The following is a 19054-nucleotide window of genomic DNA, read 5'->3' as shown; positions in this document are numbered from 1 at the left end:
GTGCGCGCCCTTGGCGGAAATTATTCGTCTTCCTGCTTGGCTGCCGGCGCCGTGCTCAGTTTGCTTTCCAGCTCGGCCATGCGCTGTTCCAACAGCGCCAGCTTCTCGCGGGTGCGCAACAGCACCTGAGTCTGCACGTCGAACTCTTCGCGGTTAACCAAATCCAGGCGGGTCAACTGCGATTGCAGGACCTGACGGATTTTTTTCTCAACGTCTTCCCCGAATTCACGAACGCCTTTAGGCATGGACTCATGAACCTGGCGTGCGATTTGTTCGATTTTTTTCGGGTCAATCATGGCGTATCCCTTTCAGAGTTTAATAGCTGCCGCTTAGTGTAATGCGAGTTGCCCGCCGGATAAACACCATTAAGCGCATTCGCCGCGCGTGGCCGAATTGTGCTTTTGCCAATTGCCCTGTCTATCCATTAGCGTTATAGTCATCTTGCTTATTCTCAGGGCGGGGTGAAAGTCCCCACCGGCGGTAAATCACCTTCTACGGTGAAAGCCCGCGAGCGCTCAGCCAGCCTGTAAAGGCCGGTTAGAGGTCAGCAGATCCGGTGTAATTCCGGGGCCGACGGTTATAGTCCGGATGGGAGAGAGTAACGGTATCTGCCGGGCATGCGCCCGCTTGCGTTATTTTTTTAGCTATTGCTAGCTACTCCTCAAGATCGCCCTGGTTCTGGTAATCCATAATTTTTAATGAGGTTTTTTACCATGAATCAGACGCTACTTTCAGACTTCGGCACGCCGACAGAACGCGTTGAACGCGCGATTGACGCACTGCGCAACGGGCGCGGCGTAATGGTGCTCGATGATGAAAATCGTGAAAACGAAGGTGACATGATCTTCGCCGCGGAAACCATGACCGTTGAGCAGATGGCGCTGACCATTCGCCACGGCAGCGGTATCGTGTGCCTGTGCATCACCGAAGAACGCCGTCAGCAGCTTGAGCTGCCGATGATGGTGACCAACAACTCCAGCCAGTTCCAGACCGCCTTCACCGTGACCATCGAAGCGGCGCAGGGCGTGACCACCGGGGTTTCCGCTTCCGATCGCCTGACCACCATCCGCGCGGCGGTGGCAGACAGCGCCAAGCCGAGCGACCTGAACCGTCCGGGCCACGTGTTCCCGCTGCGTGCGCAGCCGGGCGGCGTGCTGAGCCGTCGCGGCCACACCGAAGCGACCATCGATCTGGTCTCCATGGCCGGTTTCAAACCTGCCGGCGTGCTGTGTGAACTGACCAACGACGATGGCAGCATGGCGCATGCACCGGAAGTGATTACCTTCGCCAAACAGCACGACATGGTAGTGCTGACCATCGAAGATCTGGTGGCCTACCGCCAGGCGCACGAGAAAAAAGCCAGCTGATAGCCGGCCGCTTTCAACGATAAAAAAGCCGCGTTACGCGGCTTTTTTTGTGGCTACCGTTTTGACAGGCGTTCGCCGATGCGGCTGGCGTAATTCATCACGTGGAAGGTGTAGTTCTCCTCAACCGTACCCTGGAACAGATGCGCCCAGGGGCCGATGGCGTAGATGCCGAGATCTTCCCCGCCGTGCGTCTCGCTTTTCAGCGGCACCAGCGCCGGCTGAATAAAGTCGGGCGCGGTGGTTTGCTCCATGGTCAATGCCGGGCGCTCGGCCAGCGGGATTGTGCCGCCGGGGCCGTTGGCGAAACCGAGGGTGGTGTAGGGCTTGCCGTCGCTGCCCAGCCGAGGTTTACCGTCGACGCCGACGGAAATGCCGAGGATAGGATTGCCGCGCTTGGCATAGCCGGCGATGGTCAGCGTGTGGCTGTGATCGCCGGTCACGATCACCAGCGTTTCGTCCAGGTTGACCTTGCCGACGATGGTTTTCACCGCCTCGTTCAGGGCGACCGCGTCGCTCAGTGTGCGGTAGGCGTTGCCGTTATGGCTGCCGTGATCGACGCGCCCGCCTTCTACCAGCAACAGATAGCCTTCGGGATTCCTGGCCAGAATATCGATGGCCTTGCCGGTCATCTCTGCCAGTGAAGGTTCTCCCGCCGCGTCTTGCCGTCGATCGTGCTCGAAGTTCATGTGTGATGGCTCGAACAGGGCCAACAGGTGGTCGACCTTACCCGACTCGATTTTATCGAACTGTGCCTTATTCCATACGTATTGCCCACGCTCGCCGTAGCGCTGCAGCCAGGCCTGCGTCAGGTCGCGACCATCCTTTCTGGCGCCTGTTTTGCTGGGATATTCCGGATCGCTCACGCTGTCGGGCAGGAAGTTGGCGCGCCCACCGCCCATCGCCACGTTCAGGCCGTTGCCGTATTTCATTTCCACCAGCTGGCGCGCGATGTCGCGGCAGCCTGCGGCCAGGGCGTCCGCCGGCATTTTGGCGTCAGACTCCCAGTCGCGGTTGGCGATATGGGCATAGGTGGCGCCCGGCGTGGCGTGGGTAATGGTCGCGGTTGTCACGGCGCCGGTGGCCATGCCGAGCGTTGCGGCCATCTCCCAGAGCGTGGTGACGGCCTTGGTTTGCTGATCCTCGCAATTGTTGAGGGTGGCCGTATGGTTGAGGCCCATCAGATCGTTGATGGTTTTGACGCCGGTGGTCATTGCCACCGCGCTGGGCGCGGAGTCGGTGATTTGGGCGTCGGCGGAATAGGTTTTGGCCGCCGCCAAATAGGGGAAGGCTTCCCAGGCCAGCACGTTGGACTCGCCATCCACGCCGCGCTGCTGCCCTTCAAAAATGCGGGCGGCGGTCACGGTGGAAAATCCCATGCCGTCACCGACCACCAGAATGACGTTTTTGGCGCGGTTGGTGTTTGGCGTCTGCTTCAGCCGCTGTTGCAGCTGGGCTTGCGCCTGAAGGAAGTAAGGGTCTTCGCGCTGCGTCAGCGGCGCGTTGTCCACCGCGCCGGCGGCGACTGCCCCCGTGGCGAACAAGGTCATGGAAAGCGCCAGGCGGGTTGCCAGTGTGAGTCTGAACATGAATTCCTCCTTGGTGAGACGTGATTCCCGTAGCGCCGACGGGCTGCCAACACCCTGTCGACTGAAGGAGGAGTGTATAGATCGCGTTAACAAAGAGTACATAAATTGTTCACAAATTAGATCTGTGTGGCAGTAATGCCATGGTATTCACGTTGATTATTAATCATTTGAAAAATATGCATTTTTTAAATTTTTGTTTGCCAGTCTATTTTTCCGGCTTTTATTTCAAATTTATTGAATATCTTCATCACGGTTATCCGGCTGTGTTGATGCGTCAAAGCGCGTAATGTAGCGGCATAGCACAATTTGAACTGAGGATCCCACTATGAACACCTCTCGTATGCCGGCACTGTTTCTTGGCCACGGTAGCCCGATGAACGTGCTGGAAGACAACCGTTACACCCGGGCATGGCGTGCGTTGGGTGAGTCATTGCCGCGGCCGAAGGCGATCGTGGCGGTTTCTGCGCATTGGTATACCCGTGGCACTGCGGTCACTGCGATGGAAAAGCCCAAAACCATTCACGACTTCGGCGGGTTCCCGCAGGCGCTGTTTGATACCCGTTATCCGGCGCCGGGCTCTCCCGCGCTGGCCACGCAGCTGCAGCACATTCTGGCGCCGGTGCCGGTGACGGCCGATCTCGGTGAGTGGGGGTTGGATCACGGTACTTGGGGCGTATTGATCAAGATGTATCCCAATGCCGATATCCCGGTGGTGCAGCTCAGCGTCGACGGCACGCAGCCGGCAGCCTATCACTATGAGCTGGGTCGTAAACTGGCGGCGCTGCGGGATGAGGGTGTGATGATCGTCGCCAGCGGCAACGTGGTACACAACCTGCGCATGGTGAAATGGCAGGGCGATACCAGCGCCTACCCGTGGGCGGAATCGTTCAATAACTTTGTACGGGATAACCTGCGCTATCGAGGCGACAACCACCCGCTGGTGGATTTCATGCGCCATGAGGGCGCGGCGTTGTCGAATCCGACGCCGGAACACTATCTGCCATTGCTGTACGTGCTTGGCGGCTGGGATGGAAAAGAGGCCATCAGCGTGCCGATCGACGGTATCGAAATGGGGGCGCTGAGCATGCTGTCGGTGCAGGTGGGGTAAATAAAAAACGCCAGTCAGAGACTGGCGTTTTGTCTTCAGCGGGGTGATCAGCCGAGGATGGTGTGCGGATAGAAGCGCGACAGATCCTGCGTGATCAGTTCGCGATCTTCGCGCAGGCCGATGCCGCAGGGTTGATCGTTCACCAGCCAGCTGCCGATCAGCGTGTAGCTGTCTTCGAACTTCGGCAGCGGATGGAACTGCTGCACGATCATGCCTTCTTCACCGTACGGCCCATCGACGCGCGCCACTTCCTGACCGTTTTCGACGATCTGAATATTGGCGCCTTCGCGTGAGAACAGCGGTTTGGTGACGTAATGATCCATCGGCGGATGATCGTCTTGCGCGAAATAAGCCGGCAACAGGTTAGGGTGGTTAGGGAACATTTCCCACAGCAGCGGCAGCAGCGCCTTGTTGGAGATGATGCTCTTCCAGGCCGGCTCCAGCCAACGCACGCCGGCGTCTTCCAGCTTGGTGGAGAACATCTCGCGCAGCATGAATTCCCACGGGTAGAGCTTGAACAGGTTGCCGATCACCTGATCCTGCAGATCGGTGAACTGACCTTTCTCGCCAAGACCAATCTCTTCCATGAACAGGAACTCGGTCGGCAGACCGGCTTCCTGCGCGCAGTCCTGCAGATATTGCACCGTGCCGCGATCTTCTTCGCTGTCCTGGCAGCAGGCCAGGTGCAACAGGCCGAAGCCGTGATGCGCTTTCAGCTCGGCGAAACGCTCGATCAGCTTCTCCTGCAGGCTGTTGTACTGATCCGATTCCGGATCCAGCTTGCCGGCGTTGATCTGGTCTTCCAGCCACAGCCACTGGAAGAAGGCCGCCTCATACAGCGAGGTTGGCGTATCGGCGTTGTTCTCCAGCAGCTTCGGCGGGTTGACGCCGTCGTAGGCCAGATCGAGACGCGAATACAGCGACGGCTGGTTGGTGCGCCAGGAACTGCGCACGAACTCCCAGGTGTGTTTCGGAATGCAGAACTTGGCCATCAGCTCATCGCTGCCGACCACCTTTTCCACCACCTGCAGGCACATCTGGTGCAGCTCGGCGGTTGCGTTTTCGATCTCTTCAATCTGCGCCAGCGTGAACTGGTAATAGGCGTCTTCACACCAGTACGGCTCGCCGTACATGGTGTGGAAACGGAAACCGAACTCGGTCGCTTTTTCACGCCAGTCCGGGCGCTCGGTAATAGCAATACGTTTCATGCATCAACCGCCCATGCTGCGAGAGCCGGAGTTGGAAGTGGCGCTGCTGCGCTGCATGCTGGTCTGCTTGGCCACGGTCTCGCCGAAACCACCGCGGGTCACGGTGTTGGTGACCGCAGGCTTTGGCGCCATGGCGGTTTTCGGCACCGTCATGGTGCGGCCGCCGGCGGTGGCCGGGCCGTAGCTCTTGCCGCTGGCGTCGACAAACTTGCCGTTCGCCGGGCTGGCGGCGTTCTTGGAAGTGAACAGTGGCTGCTGCGCGAAGCCGGAACCGCCCATCAGGCGGCCCATCATGTAGCCCGCCATCAGCGGCATCCAGAAGCTGCCGCTGCTTTGCGATTCCGCCGCCATGCCGGCCTGTGCCGGCGCCTGGGTGCACTGCGCTTCGCCGAACTCGGCGACGCAGTCTTCGCGGGTGGCGTATTTCGGCGCGGTTTTCGCCGCTTCTTGCAGGGCGTTGTTGTAGGCGGTGGTGCACTGCTCGCTCATCGAAGGATTGGCGCGCGAACAGTCATCGGCATTTTGATACAGGGAGACCGTTTCATCGCTCTTCTCACAGCCGGCCAGCATAAAGACGGCGCTGATCGCCAAGGCCACGGGCGCGACACGGTAGCTGCGCCAGGATTTGCGGAACGTCTCTTGGTTGATGTTTTTTGTCCGTTTCATCGTTATCAATCCCATCATGCGGGCTGTTTTCGCCCTTTCCCAGTAGTGGCGCTAAGGATAGGGGAAACATGGTCAAAATTAAAGCTGAAACGTCCGTAGAATCCACTCTTTACGCAGTTATACGTTGGGGTGTGCGCCAGTTCGCTTTCGCGGCGAAAAAACGCGCGTTGGCGTTTCATCATGAAACGTTATCGCTATGATGATGTTCCATAATGGAACAAAAATCGCGAAGCTCGCCAGGCGGGTGGCAGGCGCTCATAGTCGAAGCACAACAACAAGCCGACGGCGAAGTCGGCGCGTCATCACCTGATATCTGAACGTTACCATCGCCAACTCCCTACAAGGATCCGGTTATGTTGAGAATCATCCAGTCACCAGGTAAATACATTCAGGGCGCCAATGCGCTAGCCGTCGTCGGCGAATACGCCAAATCCCTCGCCGATCATTACCTGGTGATCGCCGACGACTTCGTGATGCAGCTGGCGGGCGACACCCTAATGGGCAGCCTGCAGCAGCACGGCGTGAAACATCACGCGGCCCGCTTCAACGGCGAGTGCTGCCGCAAAGAGATAGACCGGCTCGGCCGCGAGCTGCAGGCCCACGGTTGCCGCGGAGTGATCGGCGTCGGCGGTGGTAAGACGCTCGACACCGCCAAGGCCGTCGCCCACTACCAACAGCTGCCGGTGGTGCTCATTCCCACCATTGCTTCCACCGATGCGCCGACCAGCGCGCTGTCGGTTCTCTACACCGAACAGGGCGAATTCGCCGAATACCTGATCTACCCGCGCAACCCAGATATGGTGGTGATGGACAGTTCCATCATCGCCAACGCGCCGGTGCGCCTGCTGGTGGCCGGCATGGGCGACGCGCTTTCCACCTATTTCGAGGCGCAGGCCTGCTTCGACGCTCAGGCCACCAGCATGGCCGGCGGCAAATCGACGCTGGCGGCGCTCAGTCTGGCGCGGCTGTGCTATGACACGCTGCTGGCCGAAGGGGTGAAGGCCAAGCTGGCGGTCGAGGCCGGCGTGGTAACGGAAGCGGTGGAGCGCATTATTGAGGCCAATACGTATTTGAGCGGCATCGGCTTCGAGAGTAGCGGGCTGGCGGCGGCGCACGCCATTCACAACGGTTTCACCGTGCTGGAAGAGTGCCACCACCTGTATCACGGCGAAAAAGTGGCGTTCGGCACCTTGGCGCAGCTGGTATTGCAGAACAGCCCGATGGCGCAGATTGAAACCGTGTTGGCGTTTTGCCATGACATCGGCCTGCCGATCACGCTGGCGCAGATGGGCGTCACCGGCGACGCGACGGCGAAGATGATGGCGGTGGCCGAGGCCAGTTGCGCCGCCGGCGAAACCATTCACAACATGCCGTTCAAGGTCACCCCTGCGGGCGTGCAGGCGGCGATCCTGACGGCGGACAGGCTGGGCGCCGCCTGGCTGCAGCGTCATTGATACCGTTGGGGCGCGGTGCGCCGCGCCCCTGGGCTTACAGAGGAAATCATCGTGAAAAAACTGATTAATCAGGTCGAGTCGGTGTTGGAAGAGCAGTTGCAGGGGTTGGCGGAGGCCCATCCCGAGCTGCTGGTGCACGCGGATCCGGTGTTCGTGACTCGCGCCGACGCGCCGGTGGCGGGCAAGGTGGCGATCCTGTCCGGCGGCGGTAGCGGCCATGAGCCGATGCACTGCGGTTTCGTCGGCGAAGGGATGCTCGACGGTGCCTGTCCGGGCGAGATTTTCACCTCGCCGACGCCGGATAAAATGTACGAGTGCGGTCAGGCGATCGACGGCGGCGCCGGCGTGTTGCTGCTGATTAAGAACTACACCGGCGACGTGCTCAACTTCGAAACCGCCACCGAACTGCTGCACGACAGCGGCGTCGCGGTGGCGACGGTGCTGGTGGATGACGACGTGGCGGTTAAAGACAGCCTGTTCACTGCTGGGCGACGCGGGGTGGCCAACACCGTGCTGATGGAGAAACTGCTGGGCGCCGCCGCGGCGCGCGGCGACGATCTGGACAGCGTGGTGACGCTGGGGCATCGCATCAACAACCATGGGCATTCGATCGGCATTGCGCTGGGTGCCTGTACCGTCCCCGCCGCCGGCAAACCGTCGTTCACCCTGGCGGAGAACGAGATGGAGTTCGGCGTCGGCATTCACGGCGAGCCGGGCATTGCGCGCCGCCCGTTCACCACGCTCAACGCGGCGGTGGACGACATGTTCCATACGTTGATCGACCACGGCCACTATCAGCGCACGATCCGCGTCTGGGATCGTCAGCAGGGCGAGTGGCGCGACGAGATGCAGACCAAGCAGCCGCTGACGCGCGGCGATCGGGTGATCGCGTTGGTCAATAACCTGGGTGCCACGCCGCTGTCCGAGCTGTATGGCGTCTACCATCGATTGGCGGAGCGTTGCGCCGAGGCGGGCATCATTATCGAACGCAACCTGGTGGGTTCTTATTGCACCTCGCTTGATATGCAGGGCGTGTCCATCACGTTGTTGAACGTGGACGACGAGCTGTTGTCCTTGTGGGATGCGCCGGTGAAAACGCCTGCGCTGCGTTGGGGTTGCTGAGGAGGAATTATGGCGTTGACCAAACAACAGGTCGTCGATTGGCTGATGCGTTGCGGCGAAGTATTCAACCGGGAGCGCGATTTTCTCACCCAACTGGACACCGAGATCGGCGATGCCGACCACGGTCTGAACATGAATCGCGGTTTCAATAAGGTGGTGGAAAAGCTGCCGTCGGTGGCGGACAAGGATATCGGCTTTATCCTGAAAAACACCGGTATGACGCTGCTGTCGAGCGTGGGCGGCGCCAGCGGTCCGCTGTTCGGCACCTTCTTCATCCGCGCGGCGCAGGCGGCGAACGCCAAGCAAAGCCTGGATCTGGTGGAGCTGCATCAGGTGATGCAGGAAGGGGTGGAAGGCGTGGTGATGCGCGGTAAGGCGGAGCCGGGCGACAAGACCATGTGCGACGTCTGGTGGCCGGTGGTGGAAAGCCTCGGCCAGTCCGCGCAGCAGAACCTGAGCGTGGCGGAGGCGCTGCAGCGTGCCGCCGACAGCGCCGAGCGGGCGGTGGAGAGCACCATTACCATGCAGGCGCGTAAAGGGCGGGCCAGTTACCTGGGCGAGCGTAGCATCGGCCACCAGGATCCCGGCGCCACTTCGGTGATGTTGATGATGAAAACGCTGGCCGAGGTCGCCGGCAGTTAGCAGGAGGCGAGATGATTAATATCGTGGTGGTTTCGCACAGCGCGTTGCTGGCGCGCGGCGTTGAGCAGTTGGCGCGGCAGATGATGCGCGGTGACGGCTGCAAACTGGCGCTGGCGGCGGGCGTGGATGACGAGCAGCACCCGATCGGTACCGACGCGGTCAAAGTGATGGAGGCGATCGAAGCGGTCGCCGGCGGCGACGGCGTTCTGGTGCTGATGGATCTGGGCAGCGCGCTGCTCAGTGCCGAAACCGCGCTCGATCTGCTGGACCCGGACCTGGCCGCCAAAGTGCGGCTGTGCGCGGCGCCGCTGGTTGAAGGCACCCTGGCGGCGGTGGTGGCCGCCAACTCCGGTGCTTCGCTGGAACAGGTGGTGGCGGAGGCGCAGGGGGCGCTGCAGGCCAAACAGGCACAGCTGGGTGAGGCTTCTCCGACGGCGAAAAGCGTGGCCTTACCGCTGGCGCAGGGCAAAAGCGTAACCTGGACGGTGCAGAACCCGCACGGGCTGCATGCGCGCCCGGCGTCGCGGCTGGTCGAGACGCTGGCGCCGTTCAAGGCCGAGCTGGTGCTGGAAAAGCAGGGGCAGTGCGTCGATCCGCGCAGCCTCAATCAGCTGGCGCTGCTGCAGGTGCGTCACGGCGACACCGTTCGCCTGATCGCCGACGGTGCGCAGGCGGACGAGGCGCTGGCGGCGTTCAAAGCGCTGGCGGAACAACATTTCGGCGAGACGGTCTCCGAGCGGCAGCAGCCTTCGCTGCACGGTATCCCGGTGGCGGAAAGCGTCACCAGCGGACCCGTGTTCCAGGCCCACAGCTTCTGGCCGCCAACCGCCGATCGGCGTATCGGCGCGGACGAGGTGCTGGGCGAACAGCAACGCCTGCGGGAGGCGTTACAGCACACGCTGAGCGATCTGAACCGGCTGGCGGAACGCACCGGCACGCTGATCGGCAAGCCGCAGGCGGCGATCTTCGGCGCCCACAGCATGCTGCTGGACGATCCGGATCTGCAGCAGGCGGCTTACACCCGCATCGCGCAGCAGCTGTGCTGCGCCGAGCAGGCCTGGCGGCAGGTGCTGGAGGCGATCGCCGAAGAGTACCGTGAGCTGGATGACGACTACATGCGGGCGCGCGAATTGGACGTGCGCGACATGCTGCGCCGCACGCTGTGCCATCTGCAGGGGCTGCCGCTGCCGGCCATGGCGCTCGCAGAACCGTCAATATTGGTGATGGACGAGTTGATGCCTTCAGAGGTGGTGATGCTCGACAGGCGGCTGGTGCTCGGCATCTGCCTGAGCGGCGGCAATGCCCTGTCGCACAGCGCCATTCTGGCGAAGGCGATGGGCATTCCGATGGTGGTCGGCATGCAGGATTGCCTGAGCAAAACCCGCAGCGGGCAGAAGGCGATGCTGGACGCCGCGCGCGGGGTATTGCAGCTCAGCCATTAAGCGCGCAGCTTGAACTGGCGGATGTCGATCCCGTGCTGTTTGATCTTCCGCCACAGCGTGGTGCGGCCGATGCCCAGCAGCTGCGCCATCTCCGTCACCTGGCCACGGCTGACGGTCGCCACGCGCAGGATCGCCTGGCGCTCCATGTCCGTCAGCGTCAACAGCGGTGCGCCGGGCTGCGGGTCGCTTTCCAGCAGCGACGGCTGGCCGAGCAAGTGTGCCGGCAGATCCGCCAACTGGATGTGGTGGCCGTGGCAAATCATTGCCGCGCGCTCCACCACCCCTTTCAGTTCCAAATCGTTGCCCGGCCATAGATAAAGCGCCAACTGGGCCATCACCTCGTCATCCACCCGGAAGCGACACTGAAAATGCTGCTCCAGCGTGCGCAGATGGTGTTTGACCAGCAGCGGAATATCGCTCAGCCGCTGGCGCAGCGGCGGGATCAGGATTTCGAACGCCTGCAGGCTGTAAAACAGCTGGCGGCGGAAGCGGTTTTGCTGCACCAGCAGCGGCAGATCGGCGGCGCTGCCGGCGATCACACGCACATCGACAGGGATCACCCGGCTGGAATTGAGGCGGATCACCACGCCGGTTTTCAACACCTGCAGTAGCGCCGACTGCATCTCCGCCGGCAGGTATTCGATCTGTTCGAGGTACAGCGTGCCGCCGTTGGCCAATTCGAATTTACTGAGCTGGCCCGCCTCTTCTTCGCTGGCGTCGCTGCCCAGCAGCTCACGCAGCCCCTGCGCCTGCGTCAGCAGCTGGCAGTTAAGAGCGATATACGGCCCGGCGGCGCGTTCGCCGGCGTTGTGGATGGCCTGGCTGAGCAGCTCTTTGCCAACCCCTTCCTCTCCGCGCAGCAGGATCGGATGCTGGCCCTTGGCCGCCTGCTGCCCGTAACGGATCAGCCGCCGCATTTCCAGCGAGGTAGAGGGCATCTGTTCGAAGCTGTGGCTGACGCGCCCCAGCTGGCTGCTGACATACTGGCGCAGCCGTTCGAGCGGGTGCAGCAGGGCGATGAAACTGCAGCGATCGCCGTCGAAAATCGGCTTGAGCGTCAGCAAGGCGGCGATAAATTGTCGCTGACTTTCGAAGGTGACTTCGACGTGTTGCAGCGGTTGGCGATCGGCGATGGCGCGCTTGAGCAGCGCGGGCAGCGTCAACAGCTGCGCCAGCGGCTTACCCTGGCTTTGCTGTTCGTCCAGCTTCAGCAGGCCGGCGGCGCGCTGGTTGATGTATTGCAGGTAGCCGCGGTGATCCCAGGCCATGACGCCGTCGTCCACGCCGTCCAGCAGGCCGTAAAGCTGATTTAGATGGCGGTTGGATTCCGCCAGCAGGCCGTCGGCGTTCAGCGAGTTGCCGATTTCGCGGGCGATGGCCAGCGTCAGCGACAGATCGCCGGCGGCGCAATCGGCCAGCAGGCAACCCAGGGCGATCGAGCCGCGCTGGCGGCCGCTGTTGTCGTAGACCGGCGTGGCGCAGAACGACCAGCCGTGCAGCGCCTGGCGCACATGCTCTTCACCGCTCACCCGTACCGGGTGGCCTTCCGCCGCCGCCAGCGCCGGAGCATTGGTGCCGATCTGTCCCTCGGCCCAGTAAGCGCCGGGGGCGAATCCCAGTTGCTGCAAATGCTCCCAGGTTTGGGCGTCGCCGCAATGCCACAGCGTGCAGCCGCTCTCGTCGAGGATCAGCAACAGACAACGTCGCGGCTCCATGTATTCGCAGGCGTCTTCCAGCGCCGCCTGGCCAAGCGTCAGCAGATCGTTCTTGCGGCGGCAAATCGATTCGAAGGTGGCGCCCTGAGCGCGGTGCGGTGCCTGCCAAACGTCTGGCTGCATCAGGCTGCGGCAGCGTAGCCAGGAGGCGTAAACGGCTTGTGTCGGGCGCAGCGGCGGCGGCAGTTCACCGTCGTTAATCAGCCGCTGCCAGCGTGAATCGTTGTCCATCGAACCTCATCCAGACTGCGAAAACGAGAGTGAAGATGATACCACCTGGTGTAGCGGCGGCTGTGAGGCGGTGGGCAGAAGCGGGGAAATCGGGGCAAAAAAAAACGGGGCGCGGCGCAGGCCGGACCCCGTGTTTATCAACGTGCGCGCATCAGTTGCGGAATGGGTTGCCGCTGTGGCGAGCCGGTTGGCTGGAGGTAACGGCCGGCGCGGATACGCGAGTGGCCGCCGGTGCCGGCGCCGCGGTTTGTTGCATCGGCGCATTGTCCTGATAACCGTCCGCATAGGCGTCCTGCGCGCGGTTTTGCGGTGCGACGGCGTCAGGCGCGGTCGACACCGGTTTGCCCAACGCGCCATTCAGCAGCAGCAGATCGTTCTGGTTCAGCGTGCCGAGCGCCGACTTGATGTTCAGCTGGTTGATCAGATAGGTATAACGCGCGTCGGACAGTTGACGTTTGGCGTTATACAGGGTGGTGGTGGCGTCCAGCACATCGACGATGGTGCGGGTACCGACCTGATAACCGGCTTCCATCGCGTCCAGGGAGCTCTGCGCGGAGATCACCGCCTGTTTGTAGGCGTTAATGCTGCTGATCGAGGCGTTAACGTTGTTGAACGACGAACGCACGGTCTGCACCACGCTGCGGTGGGAGCTTTCCAACTGCTCACTGGCGCCGACGAAGCCGTACTGCGCTTGTTTGACCTGCGAGTTGGTCGCGCCGCCGCTGTATAGCGGCAGGTTGAAGCTGATGCCGACCTTATTTTGGCCCGCATCGGAGTCGCTGTAGCGTGCGGCATTCGCGCCGCCGGTGTTGGAGCCGTTGTATTTGGTATTGCTGATGCCGGTCGACGCGCTGACGTCAATCGTCGGCATATAGCCAGTTTGGGCTGCGCGGATTTGCTCACGCGCCAGATCCTGGCTCAGACGGGCGGACAGCAGGCTCAGGTTGCGCGCTTCCGCTTCTTTCAGCAGGTTGTTCACCGCTTCCGGGCGCTGGGTACTGAAGCGATCGGTATTCAACGAGGCCAGCTCCGGGTAGAAGGCCCCGGTCACCTGGCGCAGCGTTTCCAGCGCGTTATCCAGATCGTTGCGGGCGGAGACTTCGGCCGCCAGCACGGTGTCATAGTTCGAACGGGCGTTCTGCACGTCGGTGATCGCCACCAGGCCCACGTTGAAGCGTTGGGTGGTTTGATCCAGCGTGCGGTAGACCGCGTCTTTCTGCGCCTGGGTATAGGACAGCGTGTCGATCGCTTTCAGCACGTTGAAGTAAGCGGTGGCAGTGTTGAGAATCAGCGACTGCTCTGCGGTCTGGAAGGTGACGTCGGAGATGCCGGCGGTCTTTTCCTGCAGCGTCAGCTGGCGCCATTTCGACATGTCGAAGAGGGTTTGCGTCAATGCCAGCGAACCGCTGGTCACGTTGCTGTTAACGCCATTGCTGTCACGATAACCGTTGGTGTAATCGTAACCTGCGGTTAAACCGAGCTGCGGCAACAGCGGGCTGCGCGCTTCATTGATCTTTTCGAATGCGGCGTCGCGGTCAGCAGCACTTTTGCGCAGATCCGGGTTACTTTCCCTGGCCTGTTTGTAGACCTGCAGCAGGTTCTCTGCCTGGCTCATTGCACTGAAGCCGCCCAGGCTCAGTCCGATAAGAAGGGGGAGCAGTTTCTTCATTTGCATTCCTTGTTGTGCAGCAATATTGCTATGTTAGCGCTGACGATAGACGAAATAGTTGCCGATTCTAGCAGAGTCTGCGGTACGCATCAGGTGGCTGAATGTGCCATCTCACGTAACTTTTACCTTTCAGACCGCCCATTTACCTTGGCGTACTGCCCCGGTCGACTGCAGCTGATATTATGGCTGACAATCCGGATTGTTTCCCGCTATTACCTGCGAGCGCACAAACGTGCCGCATCCGGCGGCGAGAAACAGCCTAACATAAAGCCGCGGCGGAGAGTCCCGCTGTTTCTGTCATCAAAACCGTTTATTTTATCGGCATACTCAAGCAGGAGAATTCGCGCATGAACCGTTCGCAGCCGTCGCCCGTTACTTTCGATAAAAAAGATGTAGAAATTATTGCACGCGAGACGCTGTACCGTGGTTTTTTTTCACTCAATTTATACCGGTTTCGCCATCGGTTGTTCAATGGCGAAATGAGCCCTGAAATCACGCGTGAAATTTTCGAGCGCGGCCATGCGGCGGTGCTGCTGCCCTATGACCCGGTGCGCGATGAAGTGGTGCTGATTGAACAACTGCGCATCGCCGCGGTCGATACCCGTAATTCGCCCTGGCTGCTGGAAATGGTGGCGGGTATGATCGAAACCGGCGAAAGCGTCGAAGACGTGTGCCGCCGCGAAGCGCAGGAAGAGGCCGGCGTGGTGGTCGGGCGCTGTAAGCCGGTGCTGAGCTACCTGGCCAGCCCCGGCGGTACCAGCGAACGTTTGTCGATCATGGTCGGCGAAGTGGACGCCCGCACCGCCGAGGGCATCCACGGTCTGGCGGAAGAGCATGAAGATATCCGCGTCCACGTGGTCAGCCGCGAGCAGGCTTACCGCTGGGTAGAGGAGGGCGCGATCGATAACGCCGCATCAGTGATTGCATTGCAATGGCTGGCGTTGCACCATGAATCGTTGAGAAAAGAGTGGGCCAACTAATGAAACAGCGCTATACCCCTGATTTCCCCGAAATGATGAGATTGTGCGAAACCAACTTCGCGCAATTGCGCCGCTTGCTGCCGCGCAACGATGAAGCGGGCGAAACGGTGACTTATCAGGTGAACGGCGCCGGCTATCGTTTGACCATCGTTGAGTCCACGCGTTACACGTCGCTGGTGGAGATCGAGCAGATCTTTCCGGCGGTCAGCTACTGGAGCCTGCCCGCGATGACGGTGCGGTTGTACCATGACGCCATGGTTGCGGAAGTGTGTTCCAGTCAGCAGATCTACCGCTTTAAAGCGCGTTATGATTATCCTAATAAAAAGTTGCATCAACGCGACGAAAAGCATCAAATTAACCAGTTTCTTGCTGATTGGCTGCGCTACTGTTTGGCGCATGGAGCGATGGCGGTTCCGGTTTGTTAGACAGACTGAAATAACAAAGGACACCATTTGGAAAGCCTGTTTAAACTGCCCGTGGCGAGTGGGGCCGCGGTCAGGATTCTACAAATAACAGATACCCACCTTTTTGCCGGCGAACACGAGACGTTGCTCGGCATCAATACCTATCGCAGCTATCACGCGGTGCTGGACGCAATCCAGGCGCAGCGCCGCGACGTTGATTTGATCGTCGCCACGGGAGATTTGGCGCAGGATCATTCGCAAGAGGCGTACCGCCACTTCGCCGCCGGCATCGCGCAATTGCCGGCCCCCTGCGTGTGGCTGCCGGGTAACCACGATTTCCAACCGGCGATGGTCAACGCGTTGGCCGCCGCCGGCATTGCCCCTTCCAAACAGGTGTTGCTGGGCGACGACTGGCAGGTGCTGATGCTGGACAGCCAGGTGTTCGGCGTGCCGCACGGCGAATTGAGCGAGTATCAGCTCGAGTGGATGGAGCGCTGCCTGCAGGCTCACCCCGAGCGCTATACGCTGTTGCTGCTGCACCATCATCCGCTGCCGTCCGGTTGCACCTGGCTCGATCAGCACAGCCTGCGCAACCCGCATATGCTGGGCGCGATCCTGCTGCGTTATCCGAAAGTGAATACCGTAGTGTGCGGGCACATTCATCAGGATCTGGATCTGGAATGGCAGGGCCGGCGCCTGTTGGCGACGCCGTCCACCTGCGTGCAATTCAAGCCGCACTGCACTAACTTTACCATCGACGACGTCTCGCCCGGCTGGCGTTACCTCGATCTGCTGCCGGACGGCCGCGTCGAGACGCAGGTGTTCCGCCTGGAAAACGACGATTTCCGCCCCGATATGGACTCGGATGGATACTGATGCCTTCGACGCTGCTCTACCTGCACGGTTTCAATAGTTCGCCGCAGTCGGCCAAGGCGGTGGCCTTCAAGGCCTGGCTGGCCGAGCACCATCCCGACATCGAGATGCTGGTGCCGCAGCTGCCGGCCTTTCCGGCGGAGGCCGCCGAGATGCTGGAAAATATGGTGCTGGAACGCGCCGGGCAAACGCTCGGGCTGGTCGGCTCATCGCTGGGCGGCTATTATGCCACCTGGCTGTCGCAGTGTTTTTCCCTGCCGGCGGTGGTGGTCAACCCGGCGGTCAAGCCGTTTGAGCTGCTGGTGGACTATCTCGGCGCCAACGAGAACCCCTACACCGGCCAGCAATATGTGTTAGAGTCTCGGCACGTTTACGATCTGAAAGTGATGCAGATCGATCCCTTGGAGTCGCCGGATTTAATCTGGCTGCTGCAGCAAACGGGCGATGAAATTCTCGATTACGGCCAGGCAGTGGCGTATTACACCGCGTGTCGGCAAACGGTGGAGTCGGGTGGAAACCACGCCTTCGTCGGTTTCGAGCACTACTTCCCCCAGATTGTGGATTTTTTAGGGCTAAACGCGGTCTGACGGACCGTTCCGGCACCTCCCTTTAACCACGAAAAAATAATCAACGATGACTCAATCCAGCTATAACGCTGATGCCATTGAAGTACTCAGCGGTCTAGAACCAGTGCGCCGTCGTCCCGGCATGTATACCGACACGACGCGCCCAAACCACCTCGGCCAAGAGGTGATCGATAACAGCGTCGACGAAGCGTTGGCCGGTCACGCCAAGCGTATCGACGTGATCCTGCACGCCGATCAGTCGCTGGAAGTGATCGACGACGGCCGCGGCATGCCGGTGGACATCCACCCGGAAGAGGGCGTGCCGGCGGTTGAGTTGATCCTGTGCCGGCTGCACGCCGGCGGTAAATTCTCGAATAAAAACTACCAGTTCTCCGGCGGCCTGCACGGCGTTGGGATCTCGGTGGTCAACGCCCTGTCGAAGCGGGTGGAAGTCAACGTGCGCCGCGACGGCAACGTCTACGGCATCGCCTTCGAAAACGGCGACAAAGTGCAAGACCTGACGGTGACTGGCACCTGCGGCAAACGCAACACCGGCACCAGCGTGCACTTCTGGCCGGACGAACAGTTCTTCGACAGCCCGCGTTTCTCGGTATCGCGCCTCACTCACCTGCTGAAAGCCAAAGCGGTGCTGTGCCCCGGCGTTGAGATCTATTTCATCGACAAGGTGAACAACACCGAGCAGCGCTGGTGCTACCAGGACGGCCTGACCGACTACCTGATGGAAGCGGTTAACGGCCTGATCACCCTGCCGGAAGCGCCGTTCGTCGGCAATTTCGCCGGTGATACCGAAGCGGTGGACTGGGCGCTGCTGTGGCTGCCGGAAGGCGGCGAGCTGCTGACCGAAAGCTACGTCAACCTGATCCCGACCATGCAGGGCGGCACCCACGTCAACGGCCTGCGTCAGGGGCTGCTGGACGCGATGCGCGAGTTCTGCGAATTCCGCAACATCCTGCCGCGCGGTGTGAAGCTGTCGGCGGAGGATATCTGGGATCGCTGCGCCTACGTGTTGTCGGTGAAGATGCAGGATCCGCAGTTCGCCGGGCAGACCAAAGAACGTCTCTCTTCGCGTCAGTGTGCGGCCTTCGTTTCCGGCGTGGTGAAAGACGCCTTCAGCCTGTGGCTGAACCAGAACGTTCAGGCGGCGGAACAGCTGGCCGAGCTGGCGATTTCCAGCGCCCAGCGCCGCCTGCGCGCGGCCAAGAAAGTGGTGCGCAAGAAGCTGACCAGCGGGCCGGCGCTGCCGGGCAAGCTGGCGGACTGCACCTCGCAGGATCTGGCCATGACCGAACTGTTCCTGGTGGAAGGGGACTCGGCGGGCGGATCGGCCAAGCAGGCGCGCGATCGCGAATATCAGGCGATCATGCCGCTGAAGGGCAAGATCCTGAATACCTGGGAAGTGTCCTCGGACGAAGTGCTGGCCTCGCAGGAAGTGCACGACATTTCCGTGGCGATCGGCATCGATCCGGACAGCGAAGATCTCAGCCAGCTGCGCTACGGCAAAATCTGCATCCTGGCGGATGCGGACTCCGACGGCCTGCACATCGCCACGCTGCTGTGCGCGCTGTTCGTACGCCACTTCCGTTCGCTGGTGAAAGGCGGCCACGTTTATGTCGCCATGCCGCCGCTGTACCGCATCGATCTCGGTAAAGAAGTGTTCTACGCGCTGGATGAAGAAGAGAAGGCCGGCGTGCTGGAACAGCTGAAGCGCAAGAAGGGCAAGCCGAACGTCCAGCGCTTTAAAGGGCTGGGTGAGATGAACCCGCTGCAGCTGCGCGAAACCACCCTCGATCCGAATACCCGCCGGCTGGTGCAACTGACGGTAGCGGAAGATGATGTCGATCAGACGCTGGCGGTGATGGACATGCTGTTGGCCAAGAAGCGTTCGGAAGATCGCCGTAACTGGCTGCAAGACAAGGGCGACATGGCCGAATTGGCGGTCTGAGCCTGACCCTGGTCCGGTGAACGCCGGGCCTGCTTTCCCGCAGGGCGTTCATGCGGCG

The 19054-nt window shown here is 61.1% G+C and carries 17 protein-coding genes and 1 riboswitch; of the genes, 11 read left to right on the top strand and 6 right to left on the bottom strand.

Going from position 1 to position 19054, the window contains the following annotated elements; genetic code table 11:
* Positions 1–20 precede the first annotated feature (20 nt).
* On the bottom strand, positions 21–296 hold the full coding sequence (ubiK, locus tag ACMGGW_RS19735; RefSeq protein WP_025304319.1) for a ubiquinone biosynthesis accessory factor UbiK: 276 nt from the start codon (positions 294–296) through the stop codon (positions 21–23).
* A 147-nt stretch (positions 297–443) separates the two neighbouring features.
* Positions 444–604: riboswitch (FMN riboswitch) on the top strand.
* Between the two features lie 109 nt (positions 605–713).
* Here ubiK and ribB point away from each other — a divergent pair.
* Positions 714–1367: a 3,4-dihydroxy-2-butanone-4-phosphate synthase gene (ribB, locus tag ACMGGW_RS19730; protein WP_004937218.1), complete on the top strand. Its 654-nt coding sequence runs from the start codon at positions 714–716 to the stop codon at positions 1365–1367.
* A gap of 53 nt (positions 1368–1420) precedes the next feature.
* Here the strand turns inward: ribB and ACMGGW_RS19725 are convergent, their stop codons facing one another.
* Positions 1421–2953 (bottom strand): alkaline phosphatase, encoded by a 1533-nt coding sequence (locus ACMGGW_RS19725; RefSeq protein WP_197832248.1) that lies wholly within the window; start codon positions 2951–2953, stop codon positions 1421–1423.
* Positions 2954–3278: 325 nt separating this feature from the next.
* Between ACMGGW_RS19725 and ygiD the strand changes: the two genes are divergently transcribed.
* Entirely contained in the window at positions 3279–4061 is a 783-nt protein-coding gene (gene ygiD / locus ACMGGW_RS19720) for a 4,5-DOPA dioxygenase extradiol (RefSeq protein WP_025304317.1), read from the top strand.
* Positions 4062–4108: 47 nt separating this feature from the next.
* Here the strand turns inward: ygiD and ACMGGW_RS19715 are convergent, their stop codons facing one another.
* Both ACMGGW_RS19715 and ACMGGW_RS19710 read right to left on the bottom strand, forming a co-directional pair.
* A complete protein-coding gene (locus ACMGGW_RS19715) occupies positions 4109–5269 on the bottom strand; it encodes a glutathionylspermidine synthase family protein (RefSeq protein WP_025304316.1) in 1161 nt (386 codons plus the stop codon).
* 3 nt (positions 5270–5272) lie between these two features.
* A complete protein-coding gene (locus ACMGGW_RS19710; protein ID WP_049208368.1) occupies positions 5273–5935 on the bottom strand; it encodes a DUF1190 family protein in 663 nt (220 codons plus the stop codon).
* A 353-nt stretch (positions 5936–6288) separates the two neighbouring features.
* On the opposite strand from ACMGGW_RS19710, the gene ACMGGW_RS19705 reads away from it, so the two are divergent.
* From ACMGGW_RS19705 to dhaM, 4 genes are read left to right on the top strand one after another with little or no spacing between them, the layout of a single operon-like run.
* A complete protein-coding gene (locus tag ACMGGW_RS19705) occupies positions 6289–7389 on the top strand; it encodes a glycerol dehydrogenase (protein WP_049296259.1) in 1101 nt (366 codons plus the stop codon).
* 51 nt (positions 7390–7440) lie between these two features.
* On the top strand, positions 7441–8511 hold the full coding sequence (gene dhaK / locus ACMGGW_RS19700) for a dihydroxyacetone kinase subunit DhaK (protein ID WP_043142075.1): 1071 nt from the start codon (positions 7441–7443) through the stop codon (positions 8509–8511).
* 9 nt (positions 8512–8520) lie between these two features.
* Positions 8521–9153, top strand: coding sequence for a dihydroxyacetone kinase subunit DhaL (gene dhaL, locus ACMGGW_RS19695; RefSeq protein ID WP_043142078.1), 633 nt, complete (start codon positions 8521–8523; stop codon positions 9151–9153).
* Between the two features lie 11 nt (positions 9154–9164).
* The gene (gene dhaM, locus ACMGGW_RS19690; protein WP_197832249.1) at positions 9165–10595 is read left to right on the top strand and encodes a dihydroxyacetone kinase phosphoryl donor subunit DhaM; all 1431 of its coding nucleotides are present in this window, start codon (positions 9165–9167) and stop codon (positions 10593–10595) included.
* Here the strand turns inward: dhaM and dhaR are convergent.
* Positions 10592–12541, bottom strand: a complete 1950-nt coding sequence (gene dhaR, locus ACMGGW_RS19685; RefSeq protein WP_197832250.1) for a dihydroxyacetone kinase operon transcriptional regulator DhaR — start codon at positions 12539–12541, stop codon at positions 10592–10594. The genes dhaM and dhaR overlap by 4 nt on opposite strands.
* Before the next feature lie 151 nt (positions 12542–12692).
* Complete coding sequence (gene hasF, locus ACMGGW_RS19680) at positions 12693–14210, bottom strand: multidrug efflux transporter outer membrane subunit HasF (protein ID WP_049296255.1); 1518 nt, start codon at positions 14208–14210, stop codon at positions 12693–12695.
* A gap of 347 nt (positions 14211–14557) precedes the next feature.
* Here hasF and nudF point away from each other — a divergent pair, with 347 nt between their 5' ends.
* Genes nudF through parE form a run of 5 tightly spaced genes read left to right on the top strand, consistent with a single transcriptional unit; the run spans position 14558 to position 18996 of the window.
* The gene (nudF, locus tag ACMGGW_RS19675; protein WP_043142088.1) at positions 14558–15190 is read left to right on the top strand and encodes an ADP-ribose diphosphatase; all 633 of its coding nucleotides are present in this window, start codon (positions 14558–14560) and stop codon (positions 15188–15190) included.
* On the top strand, positions 15190–15615 hold the full coding sequence (locus ACMGGW_RS19670; protein WP_004937244.1) for a DUF1249 family protein: 426 nt from the start codon (positions 15190–15192) through the stop codon (positions 15613–15615). The genes nudF and ACMGGW_RS19670 overlap by 1 nt, the downstream gene beginning before the upstream one ends.
* 27 nt (positions 15616–15642) lie before the next feature.
* Positions 15643–16470, top strand: coding sequence for a 3',5'-cyclic-AMP phosphodiesterase (cpdA, locus tag ACMGGW_RS19665; RefSeq protein WP_197832251.1), 828 nt, complete (start codon positions 15643–15645; stop codon positions 16468–16470).
* Complete coding sequence (gene yqiA, locus ACMGGW_RS19660) at positions 16470–17054, top strand: esterase YqiA (RefSeq protein ID WP_025304306.1); 585 nt, start codon at positions 16470–16472, stop codon at positions 17052–17054. Before cpdA ends, yqiA begins: the two co-directional genes overlap by 1 nt.
* Before the next feature lie 46 nt (positions 17055–17100).
* Positions 17101–18996, top strand: a complete 1896-nt coding sequence (parE, locus tag ACMGGW_RS19655) for a DNA topoisomerase IV subunit B (RefSeq protein WP_025304305.1) — start codon at positions 17101–17103, stop codon at positions 18994–18996.
* The last annotated feature ends 58 nt before the right edge of the window (positions 18997–19054 follow it).

Source organism: Serratia sp. BNK-4 (assembly GCF_048685115.1).
In the GTDB taxonomy this organism is placed as follows: domain Bacteria; phylum Pseudomonadota; class Gammaproteobacteria; order Enterobacterales; family Enterobacteriaceae; genus Serratia; species Serratia bockelmannii.
The sequence above is the reverse complement of the archived record's forward strand: the minus strand, read 5'-3'. Positions and strand labels throughout refer to the sequence as shown.